The sequence below is a fragment of the Streptomyces deccanensis genome (assembly GCF_022385335.1).
Classification (GTDB): Bacteria; Actinomycetota; Actinomycetes; order Streptomycetales; family Streptomycetaceae; genus Streptomyces; species Streptomyces deccanensis.
This window is the reverse complement of sequence record NZ_CP092431.1, coordinates 9230107-9246843: the sequence shown is the minus strand read 5'-3', so window position 1 is coordinate 9246843 and position 16737 is coordinate 9230107. Positions and strand designations below refer to the sequence as shown.

The window sequence follows — 16737 nt, the reverse complement described above, 5'->3', positions numbered from 1 at the left end:
GGACGGTGCGCGTGCCGCGCACCGGCGTCAGTGGGCGTGGAGGCGCTCGCGCACCCACCGGGTCGCCGCCGCCGGGTCCGTCACCACGGGGACGTCGTCGGGCACGGGCGGCCGGCGCACCACGACCACCGGCAGCCCCGCCTCCCGCGCGGCGGTCAGCTTGGGCGCGGTCGCCGCTCCCCCGCTGTCCTTCGTGACGACGACGTCGACGCGGTGGCGGCTCAGCAGGTCCCGCTCCCCGTCGAGGGTGAACGGGCCCCGGTCGAGCAGCACCTCCATCCGGGCCGGGTGCGGGGCCTCGGGGGCGTCGACGGACCGGACGAGGAACCACAGGTCGTCCAGGGCGGCGAACGCGGCCAGGCCCATGCGCCCGGTGGTGAGGAACACGCGCCGCCCGAGCGTGGGCAGCAACCGCGCGGCCTCCTCCAGTGAACCGACGTCGTGCCAGTCGTCACCGGCGGCCGGCACCCAGCCGGGCCGGCGCAGCGCGAGCAGGGGAACATGGGTCATGGCGGCCGCCCGTGCCGCGTGGAAACTCATGGTCCCGGCGAAAGGATGCGTGGCGTCGATGAACGCGTCCACCCCGTGCTCGCGCAGCCAGGCCGCCAGTCCCTCGGCCCCGCCGAAGCCGCCGACGCGGACCTCGCCCGGGGGCAGCCGGGGGCTGGCGACCCGTCCGGCGAGGGAGCTGGTCAGGCGGACGCCCGGGGTGGCGTGCAGCAGTTCGGCCAGACGGCGGGCCTCCGTGGTTCCGCCGAGAATCAGTACGTGCATGGGAGTCCGGGTCCGTTCATGAGCGGTGACGAGAAGCAGGGTGCCGACGGGGGCGGCGGCGCGGCGAAGGGCGGTCGCGCGGCCCAACTCAAGCACACCGGTCTGCGGCACGGCTGGACGACCGGTGCCTGCGCGACGGCGGCCACGACGGCCGCGTACACCGCGCTGCTGACGGGCGAGTTCCCGGACCCGGTGACGATCACCCTGCCGAAGGGGCAGACCCCGGCGTTCGCGCTCGCGGCCGAGGAGCTGACCGGCGACAGCGCGATGGCGGGGATCGTGAAGGACGCGGGTGACGACCCGGACGTCACGCACGGCGCGCTGGTCCGGGCCACGGTACGGCTGCTGCCCGCCGGGTCGGGGGTGGTCTTCCGGGCGGGCCCCGGGGTCGGCACGATCACCCGTCCTGGTCTGCCCCTGCCCGTCGGGGAACCCGCCGTGAACCCGGTGCCCCGGCAGATGATGCGGGACCACGTCGCCGAGGTCGCCGCCCGGCACGGCGGTACCGGCGACGTCGAGATCACCGTCTCGGTGGACCACGGCGAGGAGATCGCCCGCTCCACCTGGAACCCCCGCCTCGGCATCCTCGGCGGTCTGTCCATCCTCGGCACCACCGGGATCGTCGTCCCGTACTCCTGCTCGGCGTGGATCGACTCCATCCGGCGGGGCGTGGACGTGGCACGGGCGGCCGGGCGCACGCATGTCGCCGGGTGCACGGGGTCGACGTCGGAGCGGACGGTCGTCGCCGAGTACGCGCTGCCGGAGGACGCGCTGCTGGACATGGGCGACTTCGCGGGCGCGGTCCTGAAGTACGTGCGCCGCCACCCGGTGGAGCGGCTGACCATCTGCGGCGGCTTCGCCAAGCTCTCCAAGCTCGCCGCCGGCCATCTCGACCTGCACTCCGCCCGCTCCCAGGTCGACAAGGGCTTCCTCGCGGACCTGGCCCGGCGCGGCGGCGCGGACGAGGCCCTGGCCGCCGAGGTGGCGGGTGCCAACACCGGGCTCGCCGCGCTCCAGTTGTGCGCGGCGGCCGGGGTGCCGCTCGGCGACCTGGTGGCGGAGACGGCCCGCGACGAGGCGCTGGCCGTGCTGCGGGGCGCGCCCGTCGCGGTCGACGTCATCTGCATCGATCGGGCGGGCACGGTGGTGGGCCGTAGTACGGTCCGCTAGCTCTTGGCGGTGACCGTCCGCAGGTAGTCGGCGAGGCGGGCGACGGCCGAGGGGTTGCGGGGGCTCTCGACCAGGTCGACGTAGTCGAGGACGAAGATCCGCTTGTGCCTGATCGCGGAGACGTCGCGCAGCGGGGCGTAGGAGAGCAGGAACTTCTTCTTCTGTTCGGCGGTGACGTCCCCGTAGTCGCAGATCACGATGACGTCGGGGTCGCGCTGGACGACGCTCTCCCAGCCGACGGTGGTCCAGGAGTCCTCGACGTCGTGCATGACGTTGACGCCGCCGGCCTCGGTGATGATCTGCTCGGGGGCGGCGTAGCGGCCGGAGGTGAAGGGCTGGTCCTGGCCGCTGTCGTAGAGGAAGACCTTGGGGCTCTTCTCCGGTGCCCGGCTCCTGACGTCGGCGATCCGCTTCTTGAAGTCGGCGATCAGCGTGGCCGCCCGCTGCTCGACGCCGAACAGCTTTCCGAGGTTGGTGAGGTCGGTGTAGAGCGCGTCGAGGGGCGGCATGATGCCGCGCGAGGTCTCGGTCCGGCCGTTGCGGCAGGACTCGGTGAGGATGTACGAGGGGACGCCGAGCTTTTTCAGGGCGTCCGGGGTGAAGCCGGCGTCCTCGCGGAAGCCGTAGTTCCAGCCGGCGAAGACGAGGTCGGCCCTGGCGTCGAGGACGTTCTCCTTGGTCAGCTGGTCCTTCGACAGCCACTTCACCCTGTCGTAGCCGTCCTTCCAGGGCACCCCGCTCAGATCGCCCTTGTCGTCGGGCATGGCGAACCCCGCCATCCGGTCCTCCAGGCCGAGGGCGAACATCAGCTCGGTGATCCCGACGTCGTTGGTGACGACGCGTTCGGGGACCTTGTCGAAGGTGATCTTCCGGCCGCAGTTGGTGAGCGTGACCAGCTGGTCGGACGACCTGGACTTGGCGTCCCCGGCCGATTCGACGTTCGCGCCGCATCCGGTGGCGGTGACGGTCGCGGCGAGGCAGAGGGCGGCGGCGAGCAGCTTGCGCATGGGCGTGGGTTCCTCAGGTGGTGGGTGAGGGGAGCGGGGTGGGCGGGGCGGCCGGGAGCAGGTCGAACAGGAGTTGGACGGCGCCGGTCTCCGGGTGGCGTACGGGATGGGCGCGGACCCCGAACACCTCGGCCAGCAGCACGGGCCGGAGGACGTCGTCCGGCGGGCCCGAGGCGACGATCCGGCCGCCCGCGATCACATACAGGACGTCGCAGTGCGCGGCGGCGAGGTTGAGGTCGTGCAGGGCGGCGAGCACGGTGACGCCGCTGTCGCGGACGAGGGACAGCACGTCCAACTGGTGGGCGATGTCGAGATGGTTGGTGGGTTCGTCGAGAACGAGCACGCGGGGCCGCTGGGCCAGGGCGCGGGCCAGCAGGACGCGCTGCTTCTCACCGCCGGACAGGGCCAGGAACCCCCGGTCGGCGAGATGGTCCACGCCCGTGCAGCTCATGGCCCGCGCGCAGATCTCCGTGTCGGAGGCGGCCGTCCGCTCCCGGTGCGGCAGCCGGCCCATCGCGACGACCTCGGCCACGGTGAAGTCGAACTCCGCGGACGACTCCTGCGGCAGCGCGGCCAGCAGCCGGGCGGCGGCCCGGGACTCCATGGCGTGCGCGTCCTCGCCGTCCAGCCGTACCGCGCCGGCGGCCGGACGCAGCGCCCGGTACACACAGCGCAGCAGCGTCGACTTGCCGCTGCCGTTGGGCCCGACGAGTCCGACGAACGCGCCGCTCGCGACGGTGAGCCGGATGTCGTCGACCAATCGGGCCCCGGTGGCCTCGACGGTGACCCCTTCGATGTCGAGTCGCATGGTCAGCGGCCTCCGAACGCGTAGCCGCCGCGCCGCATCAGCAACAGGAAGGCGGGCACGCCCACCACGGCGGTGATGACTCCGACGGGCAGTTCGGCGGGGGCGAGCAGCAGCCGGGACAGTACGTCCGCCCACACCAGCAGCACGGCGCCGACGAGCGGGGCCACGGCCAGCACCCGGCGGTGGTCGGCGCCGACCAGCATCCGTACGACGTGCGGCACCATCAGTCCGACGAAGCCGATGGCTCCGCTGACCGCGACGACGGTCCCGGTCACGGCGGCGGTGACGAGGAACAGTTCCCGGCGCAGCCGCTCGGGCCGGACACCGAGCGCGGCCGAGGTCTCGTCGCCCATGGCGAGGGCGTTGAGCGACTCGGCCCGCCGCCGCAGCCACGCCCAGCCCGCCGCGACGGTCACGGCGACGAGCGGCACCTGGGTCCAGGTCGCCCCGCCGAGACTGCCCAGCAGCCACATCAGCGCCGACCGGGCCGCCTCGCCCCGGGCGGCGCCGAACACCATGACCGTGGTGACCGCTTCGAAGCCGTACGCCAGTGCCGTGCCGGTGAGGACGAGCCGCAGCGGGGTCAGTCCGTGCGGTGAGCGGGCCACCGCGTACACCAGGGCCATCGCGGCGAGGGCCGAGAGGAACGCGGACGCGGACAGTGCCCAGACGCCGAGGCCGGCGAACGCGCCGAGCAGGATCACGGCGTTGGCGCCGACAGCCGCGCCGGAGGAGATCCCCAGCACGAACGGGTCGCCGAGCGCGTTGCGCACGATCGCCTGGACGGCCACGCCGACGGCCGCGAGTCCGGCGCCGACGGTCGCGCCCAGCACGACGCGGGGCAGCCGGATCTCCCAGACGATCGTGTACGAGGCGGCGTCGGCGGCGTGCACGGTGCCGCCGGTGAGGCCGGCCCACAAAAAGCGGAGGACGTCCGGCCAGGCGATGCCGGCGGCGCCGAGGCCCGTGCCGGCGATCAGTGACAGCACGAGGAGGAGCGCGAGGCCGAGGACGAGCGGGGGCAGGGGTGTACGGCTCGGGGTTCGGCGGGATGTGGGGCTGCGGGTGGGGCTGCGGCGCACGGTCGGGGCGGTCCTTCACCTCGGGCCGCCTGGTCGGACGTCGGTCAGGAGCAGCCCGTACGGCATGCCCGCCGTGCGGTCCCCTCTCGCAGTCCACGGCGAGCGTTCAACGGGTCGCACCACCCACGGGCGATCGGGCTCGCACGACGGGGCCGTCTCGGCCGTCGCACACACCGTTGCGGGTCAGCGCCGGGTTCACACCGGACTTTCCCCGCGGGAGGCGAGGGGAGCGTAACAAATGGGGGGTGCGTTGTCGGGTGCGGGTGAGTGGGGGCTGGTCGCGCAGTTCCCCGCGCCCCTGAAAAGCACGGGCTGCGCCCCGTGCTTTTCAGGCCCGCAGGGCCGTGGTCTTTCAGGCCCGCAGGGCCTGGTCTTTTAGGGGCGCGGGGAACTGCGCGAGAAGCCCCACTCACCCGCACCCGACAACGCACCCCACCCGCCCCTCAACACCCGTGCCGATCCCGCTCGGACGAGTACAGGTGGCTGTCCCGGAACTGCCGCGCACCCAACGTGCGGCCGACCATGATGACAGCCGTACGCAGTACACCCGCCGCCTTCACCTGATCGGCGATCTCGTCCAGAGACCCCCGGATGATCAGCTCCTCGGGCCGCGAGGCATACGCCACGACCGCGGCGGGGCAGTCGGCGCCGTAGTGCGGGAGGAGTTCCTCGACCACACGGTCGACGTACCGCGCGGCGAGGTGGAGCACGATCAGCGCCCCACTGCGCCCGAGCGTGGCGAGGTCCTCGCCGTCCGGCATGGCCGTGGCCTGCTGGGCGATCCGCGTGAGGATGACGGTCTGCCCGACCGTCGGCACGGTCAGCTCCCGCTTCAGCGCGGCCGCGGCCGCCGCGAAGGCCGGTACCCCCGGCACCACCTCGTACGGCACTCCCGCCGCGTCCAGCCGCCGCATCTGCTCGGCGACCGCGCTGAACACGGAGGGGTCCCCGGAGTGCAGCCGGGCCACGTCGTGGCCCTCCTCGTGCGCGCGGACCAACTCGGCGGTGATCCGGTCGAGATCGAGCTGCGCGGTGTCCACGAGCCGCGCGTCCGGCGGGCATTCGGCGAGCAGTTCGCGGGGGACGAGGCTGCCCGCGTACAGGCAGACCTGGCAGGCGGCGAGGGTGCGGGCGCCGCGGACCGTGATCAGGTCGGCGGCACCGGGGCCGGCGCCGATGAAGTACACGGTCATCTGTCTGCTCCCGGAGCGGTGTCGAGGGGGTCGCCGATGTGGCGGGGGTCGCCGGTGGTCTTCCGTACGGCCCACTGGGTCACCGGCATCGCCTGCCGCCAGCCGGTGAAGCCGCCCACGGGGACGGCCTGCGCCACCGCCAGCCGGATCAGTTCGCCGCCGTGGCGGCGGTGGGCGGCGGCGAGCACCGCGTCGGACTCCAGTGTCACCGTGTTGGCGACCAGCCGGCCGCCGACCGGTAGCGCGTCCCAGCATCGGTCGAGCAGGCCGGGCACGGTGAGGCCGCCGCCGATGAACACGGCATCCGGGGGCGGCAGTTCGGGGCATGCGGCGAGTTCGGTCAGTGCGGCGGGCGCGGCTCCGGTGACGACCCGGAGGCCGGGGACGCCGAGGCGGTCGGCGTTGCGGGTGATGCGGTCGGCCCGTACCGGGTCGCGTTCGACCGTGACCGCCCGGCAGGAGGGGTGCGTGCGCATCCATTCGATCGCTATGGAGCCGGAGCCTCCGCCGACGTCCCAGAGCAGTTCGCCGGGCGCCGGGGCGAGCGCGGCCAGGGTGGCGGCGCGGACGTACCGCTTGGTGAGCTGCCCGTCGTGCTCGTACGCCTCGTCCGGGAGGCCGGGGACGGCGCCGAGCCGCAGCGCGTCGGGGGCTCGTCGGCACTCGACGGCGACGATGTTGAGGGGGTCGCCGGGCGGGTCGGTCCGTGCCGTCCAGGCGTCGGCGGTGGTGGCGTCGGTCGTGTGTTCCTTCTCGCCGCCGAGCTGTTCCAGGACGCGCAGCCGGCTCGGGCCGAAGCCGCGGTCGCGAAGCAGGGCGGCGACCTCGGCGGGTGTGCCGGCGTCCGCGCTGAGCACGAGGAGCCGGCGGCCCTCGTGCAGGGCGGCGGCGAGGCGGGCGGTGGGTCTGCCGACGAGGGTGACGACCTCGGTGTCCTCCAGCGGCCAGCCGAGGCGGGCGGCGGCGTAGGAGACGGAGGAGGGGTGCGGCAGGACGCGCAGCCGGTCGCCGGCCTCCTCGGCGAGGGCCCGGCCGATGCCGTAGAACATGGGGTCGCCGCTGGCCAGGACGGCGATGCGGCGGCCGGTGTGGGCGGCGAGGAGCGCGGGGACGGCGGGGCGCAGGGGCGAGGGCCAGGCGATCCGCTCGCCCGCGCACTCCGGGGGCAGCAGGTCGAGTTGGCGGGGCCCGCCGATCAGGACCTCGGCGTCGCGCAGGGCCGCCCGGGAGGCGTCGGGGACGCCCGGCCAGCCGTCGGCGCCGATCCCGACGACGGTGACGGCGTACGGCGGTCCTGGTGGGGCGGGGGTCACTGCGCGGTACCTCGGTGGTTCGGGGGCGGTGCTCGGGGGCTGCTCCCGTCGGACGGCAGGCGGCTCCCGGGGGCGACAGACGCGCACTCTACTGGGCGGTGACCTGCGCGGCCGTGCCCGGGTGGGGTGCGCGTCCGCCGGACCGTCCCCCGCCCCGTACGGTCCGGCGGTGGGCGCGGTCAGCGCCTCCAGTAGGTGATGTCGCGGAAGCGGGCCTCGGCGCGGCCGGAGCCGTGGTGGTAGACGCCGTTCTTGAAGTAGCGGGTGGCGGGGCCCCGGTCGGCGACGGTGAGGACGAGGGAGTCGTCGAGGTAGACCTTGATGGTGCCGGTCCCGCTGCTCGCCTGGTGGGCGATCTTCACGTTGAACCAGGTGTCGTAGGCATTGGTCTTGAGGACCGTGCCGTCGTAGCGGCGCACGGTCCCGCCGCCGGTGTCGTACACGTTGAGCATGATGTCGGTGGCCGGGGTGCCGGAGGGGCGCCGGGTGCGCAGGGTCTGGACGAAGGACGCGCCGTCGGTGCCGGCCGGGAGGTAGACGTCGGCGTCCCACATGTGGTCGCCGGTGCTGTAGTCGTTCTTCCAGCGCATCTCGGTGCGGGGGTCGGTGGAGCTGCCCTCCTCGAACGGCTCGTCGGTGGCGTACACCCACATGCGGTGGACGCCTCCGGTGAAGCTGTGGCGGTCGCTCAGGTCGAGGTTCCAGGGCTTCTGCCAGCTGTGGGTGAACGAGGTCCGTGTCCAGCCGTCGGTCGGATCGGCGGCCGGGGCGGCGGCGACCGTGCCGCCGGCCAGCAGGCCGGCTCCCGCTCGCAGGACCGTGCGTCTCTTCATCGGAATGTCCTCCCGCACAGGAAACATCGGATGGGTGAAAACGTCTGGACCATGTTGCCAGAGTGAGCATGGAGGCCGATCCGCACGATAAACAGCCTATTTTCAGCCCGCGTTGCGCGGGAACTCGCCACCGTCCCGACCATTGACAGGTACACGAGCCCTGCCTAGGTTCGCCGATACACCCGATGTATCAATGATCCGATCCGTCAGGTCTGGAGGACGACGATGACCTCGCAGTCGGCGAACGACTCACCCCTGCCCCGCCGTTCCGTGCTCGGCACGGCCCTGGGCGGAGCGGCGGTGGCGGCCCTGCCCGGGACGGCCCACGCCGGACCGTCCTTACCGTCGGCGGCACCGTCCGCCCGCACCGAAGCGGTGGCCGCGGGGGCACGACGCCCCTGGAGACTCCGCGACACCATGACCACCGACCGTTCCTGGGAGCGGTTCCTGCGCGGCCAGGACCTCCGCTGGAGCAGACTGCCCACGCGCTGGTACGAGGGCCCGTTCCTCGGCGACGGGCTGCTCGGCAGCATGATCTACCAGGAGCCGGGCGCCAACCGGATCCGCTTCACCGTGCAGCACGGCCGTGTCCAGGACCACCGGCCCGAGTTCGGCAGCGGCTGGGGCACCTGCCGACTGCCCGTCGGGCACCTCACCCTCGACCCGGTCGGCACCATCACGGCCGTCGACTGGCGGCTGAGCCTGTGGAACGCCGAGCTCACCGGCACCGTCACCACCACCGCCGGCACCCTCACCCTCTCCGCCCTCGTCCACGACGAGGTGCTGGCCACCCGGGTCACGGCCGAGGGCGACGAACGGGTCGTGTGGACCTTCCACCCCGAGGAGGCCGTCAGCCCCCGGAAGATCAGCGAGGCGCCGCCCGCCGGGTACACCCCCAACCCGCCCTGGACGACCCGGACGCGCGACGACGGCACCGAGCAGGTGCTCCAGCCCCTGTTCACCGGCCAGACCGCCACCGCCTACCGGCGCGACGGCGACGAACTGCTGCTCGGCGTCGGCCACAGCTCCCCCTCCGAGACCGCCGCCGAGGCCGACTCGCTACGGCTGCTGCGGCGTGCCCGGTCCTACGACGCGCTCCGCCGACGACACCGGCGCTGGTGGCACGCCTTCTACCCGAAGAGCTTCGTGTCGTTCCCCGACCAGCGGCTGCAGAGCTTCCACTGGATCCAGCTCTACAAGGTCGCCTCCGCCAGCCGCGCGGGCGGCCCCGTCATGGCGACCTCGGGCCCCTGGCTGGAGCCGACGCCGTGGCCCGCGGTGTGGTGGAACCTCAACATCCAGCTGGAGTACTGGCTCGTCCACGGCTCCAACCACCTGGAGCTCGACTCGCTCGCCACCACCGTGCGGCAGAGCCAGGAACAGCTGATCGCCAACGTGCCCGCCGCCTACCGCGCGGACAGCTCCGGCGTCGGCCGCAGCTCCGACATGTTCGCCAACCGGGGTGTGGGCCGACCGGGCCAGGCCACCGAGGTCGGCAACCTCACCTGGGCGTTGCACAACGTCTGGCTGACCTACCGCCACTCCATGGACGAGTCCCTGCTGCGCGACACCGTCTTCCCGGTGCTGCGCCGGGCGATCAACTATTACCTGCACTTCCTCACCCCCGGCAGCGACGGCAAGCTGCATCTGCCGAGCACGCTCTCCCCCGAGTACCCGGTGGTGCCGCCGCAGGACACCAACTACGACCTGGCCCTCATCCGCTGGGGCTGCCGGACGCTCATCGAGTCCGCCGAACTGCTCGGCGTCGACGACGAGTTGCTCCCGCGCTGGCAGGAGGTGCTGACCCGGCTCACGCCGTACCCGGTCGACGCCGACGGCTTCATGATCGGCGCCGACACCCCGTACGCCCAGTCCCACCGGCACTACTCGCATCTGCTGATGATCTATCCGCTGTACCTCGTCAACTGGGAGCAGCCGGAGAACCGCGAGCTGATCACGAAGTCGGTGGCCCACTGGCACGCGCTGCCGAGCGCGCACCGCGGCTACAGCTACACCGGCGCCGCCTCGATGTACGCGATGACCGGCGACGGCGACACCGCGCTCGGCTATCTGCGGAAGTTCTTCGACCCGAGCACCCGTTACCCCTGCCAGGCCAACACCCACTACACCGAGGCCGGTCCGGTCATCGAGACGCCGCTGTCCGCCTCGCAGTCGCTGCACGACATGTTCTGCCAGAGCTGGGACGGAGTGATCCGGGTCTTCCCGGCCGTCCCGACCGCCTGGGCGGACGTCACCCTGCACGACTTCCGCACCCAGGGCGCCTTCCTGGTCAGCGCCGTCCGCAAGGGCGGGACGACCCGCTTCATCCGGATCAGGAGCCTGGCCGGCGAGCCGCTGAGGCTCCGGCACGGGCTCTCCGGCCGGCTCACCGTGCTCCTCGACGACGGCACCCCGGCCCGCACCCAGGACCTGGGCGACGGCACCCTCGGCATCGAGCTGCCCAAGGGCCGCGAGGTGCTGGTCCACTCCGGGGCCCGGCCCGACCTGGTCGTCGCGCCGGTCGACATCAGCGCGCCGGGCGCGGCCTGGGGACTGCCGTAGGCGCCGCACCACCGACCCGTCGCTCGTCCGCACGCACCACAGGAAGGTTTCCATGGCTGTTCCGATCAGGACCGCGGTCGCCGGGCTCTGCGCCGGGCTGGTGGCCACCCTTCTCACGACCGTGCCCGCACGGGCCGAGCCGCACGACCGCGCCTGGTCGGTGTCCGCCTCGGCCTCCGCGCACGCGCCCCGCGCGCGGGTGTCCCTGGACGCGGACACCGGCGCCCTGAGTCTCACGGTGTCCCGCGGCGGCCGTATCGTCGTCGAACCGTCACCCGTCGGCATCGTCACCGAACAGGCCGATCTGTCCCAGGGGTTGCGGTTCCTGCGCCGCGGGGACCGGGTGATCGACGAGCGGTACCGCACGAAGGCCGGCAAGCGGCTGGAACGCCGGGTGCGGATGCACGAGAGCCGGCTGTCGTTCGCGACCGCCGCCGGTGCCCGGCTCGATCTCGTCGTCCGCGCCGCCGCCGACGGCGTCGCCTACCGGTACGTGCTGCCCGCCGGCCACGGCGACGTGCTCGGCGAGACCTCAGCGTTCCACCTGCCGGCGAACGCCGACGCCTGGCTCGGCGCCTACCGGGCCGACAACGAGGGGCAGTTCGTCCATTACACGGCCGCGGGCGCGCCCACCGGCGCGTACTCGGACCAGGCCCTGTTCCGCACCGACGGCGGCTACACCCTGCTCGCCGAGTCCGACCTCACCGGCGCCTACTCCGGCGCCCGGCTCATCCACGAACAGGGCAGCGGCGCCTACCGGATCAAGCTCGCCGACGACCGGGTGACGACCGACGGCCCGCTCGCGACCCCCTGGCGTGCCCTGGTCACCGGCGACCTCGCCACCGTCACCCGCTCCACCTTCACCGACGACCTCGCCCCCGCCTCCAAGGTCCGCGACCCTTCCTGGATCCGGCCCGGCACGGCCCTGTGGACCTGGCTGGCCGGTGGGCGACCGGCCGGACAGAGCCTCACCGCGCAGAAGGCCTACGTCGACTACGCGGCCGAACGCGGCTGGCCGTACGAGGCGGTCGACGCGGGCTGGTACTTCCGGCCGGACGCCTGGGACACCACCGACCCCGACTGGCCGACCAACAGCTGGATGCCCGACCTCGTGGAGTACGCGCGGGCCAAGGGCGTCGGCATCATCGTCTGGATCCATCAGCGGGACCTCGACACGGCCGAGGAACGTGCCCGGTGGCTGCCCACCCTGGAACGCTGGGGCGTCAAGGGCGTCAAGATCGACTTCATGGACTCGGAGGCGCAGGCCACGCTGAAGTGGTACGACGCGATCCTCCCGGAGACCGCCGCCCACCACCTCCTGGTCAACTTCCACGGCTCCACGATCCCCAAGGGCATCCAGCGCACCTGGCCGCACGTCATGACCCTGGAGGGCGTCGCGGGCGAGGAGAAGCGCACCAACACCGCCGCCCACCTCACCACCCTGCCGTTCACCCGCAACGTCATCGGCTCCATGGACTTCACGCCCGGCGCCTTCCAGCGCGTCGGGCTGCGCCCCAACTCCGACGCGGCCGAGGTCGGCCTCGCCGTCGCCTACGAGTCGGGCCTGCAGATGTTCGCCGGCACCCCCGAGTCGTACGACGCCCGTCCGCTCGCCCGGGCCTACTTCGACCAGGTCCCCGCCGCCTGGGACGACACCCGGCTTCTCGCCGGACAGCCCGGCCGGGAGGCGGTGCTCGCGCGGCGCAGCGGCGACCGCTGGTTCCTGGGCGGCGTGTACGCCGGCGCGGCCCGCACCGCCGAGGTACCGCTGTCCCTCGGGCCGGGCCGCTGGCTGGTCGAGACGGTCCGGGACGGCGCCGACGGTCTCGTCCAGGACCGTCAGGTGCGCCGCGGCGGCGACACGCTCACGGTGGACGTCGTCGCGAACGGCGGCTTCGCCGCCCTCACCTGCCCGTGGCGCCCGGGACTCACCACGTGCCACCGCTGACCGCGCCCCGACCCCACGCCGGCGGCTCCGTGCCGCCGGCGTGGGGTCTCAGGCGTCCGGTGGGCACCGGCCCACGCGGCGGGCGAGGAGCAGCGCCACATCGTCGCTGCGCTCGCGGTCCAGGGCGCCGAGGAGCATGTCGCAGGTCTGCTCCAGGGGAAGCCGGGCGTCGTCCAGCAGTCCGAGCAGGCGCCGCAGCCCTGCCCCGACGGGTGTCGCGCGGCTCTCCACCAGGCCGTCCGTGAACAGGACGAGCAGCGCTCCCTCGGGGAGTTCCCGTTCCTCGACGGTGAACGGCACGCCCCCCACCCCGAGCGGCACCCCGCCGGCGACGTCGAGGAGTTCGGCTCCGCCCTCCGGGCCGACCAGGGCCGGGGGCAGGTGGCCCGCGCGGGAGAGTTCGCACCGGCCGTGCCGGGGGTCGCAGACGACGTAGAGGCAGGTGGCCAGGGTGTCGGAGTCGCCGAGGGAGGTGGCGAGGTCGTCGAGGTGGTGCAGCAGCTCGGCGGGCGGCAGGTCGAGCCGGGCGAGGGCGCGGGTGGCCGTGCGGAGCTGGCCCATGATCGCCGCTGCGTGCACACCCTTGCCCATCACGTCACCGACGACGAGTCCGACCTTGCCGTCCTTGAGCGGCAGGACGTCGAACCAGTCCCCGCCCACCTCGCTGACGGCGGGCACATAGCGGGAGGCGACCTCGATGCCGCCGTGCTGCGGTGGCTGCTGGGACAGCAGGCTGCGCTGGAGGGTGAGCGCGATGTCGCGCTCGCGGCCGTACAGGCGGGCGTTGTCGATGCAGATGGCGGCGCGCGCGGCCAGTTCGCCGGCGAGGGTGAGGTCCTGGTCGTCGAAGGGCCGGGGGCCGGCCGTGCGGTACAGGCTGAGTGTGCCCAGGACCTCGCCGCGCGCGATCAGCGGAGCCACCAGACAGGAGTGGACACCGGCGCGCCGCAGGGCCCGCGCCGCGGTCTCGTCCCGGGCGATGTGCCGGATCGCCGCGTCGTCGACGTGCTCCAGGAGGATCGTCCGCGCCTCGCGTACGGACCGGGTGACCAGCCGGGACGAGCTGTACTGGGCGGGCTCCCCGACCGGGTCCAGGGCCTCGAGCGCGTCGGTGGGGCGGTTCGCCTTGAGGGCGAGCGCCCAGAAGTCGAGGGAGCCGTCCGTCCGGGGCGCGGCCGTGCCGCCGGGGTTGACCACCGCGTCCAGGACGTCGACGGCCGCGACGTCGGCGAGCTCGGGAACGGCCACGTCGGCGAGTTCCTGTGCCGTCCGGCGCAGGTCGAGCGTGGTGCCGATGCGGACGCCGGCGTCGGCGATCACCGCCAGGCGTTCGCGGGCCTTCGCGACCTCGCTCGTCGCCCGCTGCCGCTCGGAGATGTCGATGATCGCCATCGCCAGGCCCAGGACCCGCCCGTTGGCGTCCTGGATCCGGTGGTACGACTCCGAATAGGCGTGATCCTCGCCGTCGGCGGCCGTCCTGCCGACCGTCTGCTGGTCCAGCAGCGGCTCGCCGGTCCGCAGGACCCGCCGCATGCGTGACTCGATGGCCTCGACGTCGAGCGCGGGCAGCACCTCGCCGACGCGGCGGCCCAGCACGGCCGCCTCGGGGACGCCGTTGATGCGTTCCAGTGACGGGTTGACCCGCACCCACCGCAGATCCGTGTCGAAGACCGCGATGCCGACGGGTGACTGGCTGACCAGGAGTTGCGAGAGGGCCAGGTCCCGCTCCACATCGCGCACGGTGTCGGCGTCGGTGCCCAGGCCGAGGGCGTGGATGTCGCCACGGGCGTCGCGCAGCTGCATCGTGCGGAACTCCACCCGGCGGGTGGCGCCGTCCTTGTGCCGCACCGGGAAGACGCCGGCCCAGCGGGCGCCCGTACGCACACGGTCGAACAGCTCGTGCGCCAGTGACCGGTGATCGGGGTCCACCAGCAGCGCGCCGGCGTCCTGCCCCAGCGCTTCGGCCGCGCTGAAGCCGAGCAGGGCCTCGGCCTCAGGGCTCCACAGCACGATCCGGCCGTCGCTGCCGAGGACGAGGGCGGCCACCCGCAGCACATCCAGCAGCCCACCCGGCGCGGCGGTGACGCGGTCCTGCCCACCGCTCCCGCTCCGGGTCTCTTCCTCAGGCATACCGGGGCTCCTTCCGGCGGCGCACAGGGGTGCGCTCACCCCGTCCGCCGGTCCCTGTCAGTCTTACCTCCCTCGACGGGAGACCGCACGCCCGCACGGGACGACGCGGGACGGCGCGGGCGCGTGCCGGGCCCCGCCTATTGCTTGTCGGGGCGGTCGTCGTCGGCTTTCTCGGGGGTTTCGCAGGTGATCTCGTCGCGTGGGGTGTAGTGGGTGCGGAAGGGCTCCCGCTTCACCACCTTGCCGTCGTCGTGGAAGACCCGTTCGACGGTGACGTCGAAGCCTTCGAGCGGGGTCTGCGGCACACACTTCTCGTCGGTGCTGACCTTCTTCGCCGGTGGCTTCACATCGGTCCGGGGTCCCTTCACCGAGGTGATCTCGTCGTACTTCCGGGTGCCGAGGAAGGTGACGGTCACCGAGGTGTCGGTGGCCTCGGCCTGGATGTAGAGGGCCTTGCCGGAGTCGTTGGTGAACCTGAGGTCGAGGCTGCCCCAGGCGACCGTCGCCTCTCGGCCCTCCGGGTACCGCTCGATGTAGAAGGAGTGGGCGCCGTGCTCCACCGGCTTGACCCCGGCGAAGTACATCGCGTTGAACATGGTCGTGGCCACGGCGGAGACCCCACCGCCGGCCGCCTTGGTGAACTGGTCGTCGAGGATCATGACGCCCTCGACGAAACCGTTGGCCTCGGTGCGCTGCCCCACGGTGCGGTTGAAGCTCCAGGTCTCGTCGGGCCTGACGAGGGAGCCGTTGATGAGTTCGGCGGCCCGACCGATGTTCTTCGTGCGGTACGGGGCCGGTTCGAACTTGACGGTGAAGGACGACATCTTCTCCGTCAGCCCCAGCCGTGCCGCGTTCTCCCGGGTCACCTCGGGCTCGACGTGTCGTACGGCCACTTCGCCGGTGCGGGCCGCGCCCGTCTCGGTGAGCAGCGGCAGCACGGCGCCGCTCAGCGCCTCGTCGGTGACCTGTGCGCCGGGCCGGGCGTCGTCGGCCACCACGACACGGTCGCCGTCCAGCCGCAGGCGGGCGTCCTCGGCCGTGGCGGTGACGTCCGCCAGGGGGCCGGCCACCTCGGGGGCGGAGCGCAGGCCCTTGCCGTCCAGCTTCGGGACCAGCCTGCCGGAGTCGTCCGGCCGCATCGTCAGGTGCTCGCCCACGACGGCCGGGCCGATGGTGAACCGGCTGCCGCCCGTGGTGAGGGTGACGGGCGCCGACATGGCCGGCCGCGCGAACTCGCGCACCGCCCGCCGCACCTCCGCCGCCTCCACCCTGGGCTCGGTCATGTGGGTGGGCAGTGCGGTGACCGTGTCCCCCGTGGTGTGCGGGAAGGAGGTCCGCAGGGTGTCGACGGCGGCGTCCACGTCCAGCGCGTAGCCCCGGTGCGGAGCGACCTGCTCGACCCGACCGTCCTCGAAGGTCACGGCCCCGTCGCGGACCCGCTGGTCGAGGGTCTTCGCCAGTTTCCCGAGAGCGGCGCGGGTCTTCCCCTCGTCCAGGCGTACGACCGGCTCGATGGCACCCCCGGAACGGAAGAGCCCGCCGATCAGCCCGACAGGGTCGGAGGCCGTGCGCGCCGCCCGGTCGACGGTCCGCTCGACGTCGAAGGCGAGTCCGGCCTGCCGCGGGTCGACGGTCCCTTCGCGGTCGCCGACCTTCACGGCCAGTTCCCGCGAGCCGGCCGCCGCCAGGTGGTCGTCCAGCTTGCGGACGGCTTCCGCGCGGCTGAGGCCCCCGATGTCCACCCCGCGCACCGTCGTACCCGCCTCGATCTCACCCCCCAGGACGAGCAGACCGGCCAGGTACAGACCGCCGAGACCGACGGTCAGCGCACCGCCCGCCAGGGCGAGGGGCGGCACGGAGGCTATTCGAGGGCGCATGGGTCTCCCGGACCGGGGATCGGCGTGGCGGTGCGTTCGA

General features: G+C 73.2%; 12 protein-coding genes. 3 read left to right on the top strand and 9 right to left on the bottom strand.

The window, feature by feature from the left end; all coding sequences use genetic code 11:
• Window positions 1–27: 27 nt before the first annotated feature.
• Window positions 28–774, bottom strand: a complete 747-nt coding sequence (locus tag L3078_RS40700; RefSeq protein WP_239759239.1) for a cobalt-precorrin-6A reductase — start codon at window positions 772–774, stop codon at window positions 28–30.
• 18 nt (window positions 775–792) lie between these two features.
• Here L3078_RS40700 and L3078_RS40695 point away from each other — a divergent pair, with 18 nt between their 5' ends.
• Complete coding sequence (locus L3078_RS40695) at window positions 793–1944, top strand: cobalt-precorrin-5B (C(1))-methyltransferase (protein WP_239759238.1); 1152 nt, start codon at window positions 793–795, stop codon at window positions 1942–1944.
• Here the strand turns inward: L3078_RS40695 and L3078_RS40690 are convergent.
• The 6 genes from L3078_RS40690 to L3078_RS40665 all read right to left on the bottom strand — a co-directional run bounded on the left by L3078_RS40690 (window position 1941) and on the right by L3078_RS40665 (window position 8180).
• Window positions 1941–2951, bottom strand: a complete 1011-nt coding sequence (locus tag L3078_RS40690) for an ABC transporter substrate-binding protein (protein WP_239759237.1) — start codon at window positions 2949–2951, stop codon at window positions 1941–1943. The genes L3078_RS40695 and L3078_RS40690 overlap by 4 nt on opposite strands.
• 13 nt (window positions 2952–2964) lie before the next feature.
• A complete protein-coding gene (locus L3078_RS40685; protein ID WP_239759236.1) occupies window positions 2965–3759 on the bottom strand; it encodes an ABC transporter ATP-binding protein in 795 nt (264 codons plus the stop codon).
• Window positions 3760–3761: 2 nt separating this feature from the next.
• Complete coding sequence (locus tag L3078_RS40680; protein WP_468165439.1) at window positions 3762–4841, bottom strand: FecCD family ABC transporter permease; 1080 nt, start codon at window positions 4839–4841, stop codon at window positions 3762–3764.
• 443 nt (window positions 4842–5284) lie between these two features.
• Window positions 5285–6034, bottom strand: a complete 750-nt coding sequence (cobM, locus tag L3078_RS40675) for a precorrin-4 C(11)-methyltransferase (protein WP_239759235.1) — start codon at window positions 6032–6034, stop codon at window positions 5285–5287.
• Complete coding sequence (gene cbiE / locus L3078_RS40670) at window positions 6031–7347, bottom strand: precorrin-6y C5,15-methyltransferase (decarboxylating) subunit CbiE (protein WP_239759234.1); 1317 nt, start codon at window positions 7345–7347, stop codon at window positions 6031–6033. Before cbiE ends, cobM begins: the two co-directional genes overlap by 4 nt.
• Before the next feature lie 179 nt (window positions 7348–7526).
• Entirely contained in the window at window positions 7527–8180 is a 654-nt protein-coding gene (locus tag L3078_RS40665) for a polysaccharide lyase family 7 protein (RefSeq protein WP_239759233.1), read from the bottom strand.
• Between the two features lie 225 nt (window positions 8181–8405).
• On the opposite strand from L3078_RS40665, the gene L3078_RS40660 reads away from it, so the two are divergent.
• Entirely contained in the window at window positions 8406–10742 is a 2337-nt protein-coding gene (locus tag L3078_RS40660) for a glycosyl hydrolase family 95 catalytic domain-containing protein (RefSeq protein WP_239759232.1), read from the top strand.
• Window positions 10743–10794: 52 nt separating this feature from the next.
• Window positions 10795–12690 (top strand): glycoside hydrolase family 97 protein, encoded by a 1896-nt coding sequence (locus L3078_RS40655; protein WP_239759231.1) that lies wholly within the window; start codon window positions 10795–10797, stop codon window positions 12688–12690.
• 48 nt (window positions 12691–12738) lie between these two features.
• On the opposite strand, the gene L3078_RS40650 is transcribed toward L3078_RS40655, so the two are convergent.
• Together L3078_RS40650 and L3078_RS40645 are read right to left on the bottom strand one after the other, a co-directional pair.
• Complete coding sequence (locus L3078_RS40650) at window positions 12739–14820, bottom strand: SpoIIE family protein phosphatase (protein ID WP_239759230.1); 2082 nt, start codon at window positions 14818–14820, stop codon at window positions 12739–12741.
• 137 nt (window positions 14821–14957) lie between these two features.
• Window positions 14958–16697, bottom strand: a complete 1740-nt coding sequence (locus tag L3078_RS40645) for a VanW family protein (protein ID WP_239759229.1) — start codon at window positions 16695–16697, stop codon at window positions 14958–14960.
• Between the last annotated feature and the right edge of the window lie 40 nt (window positions 16698–16737).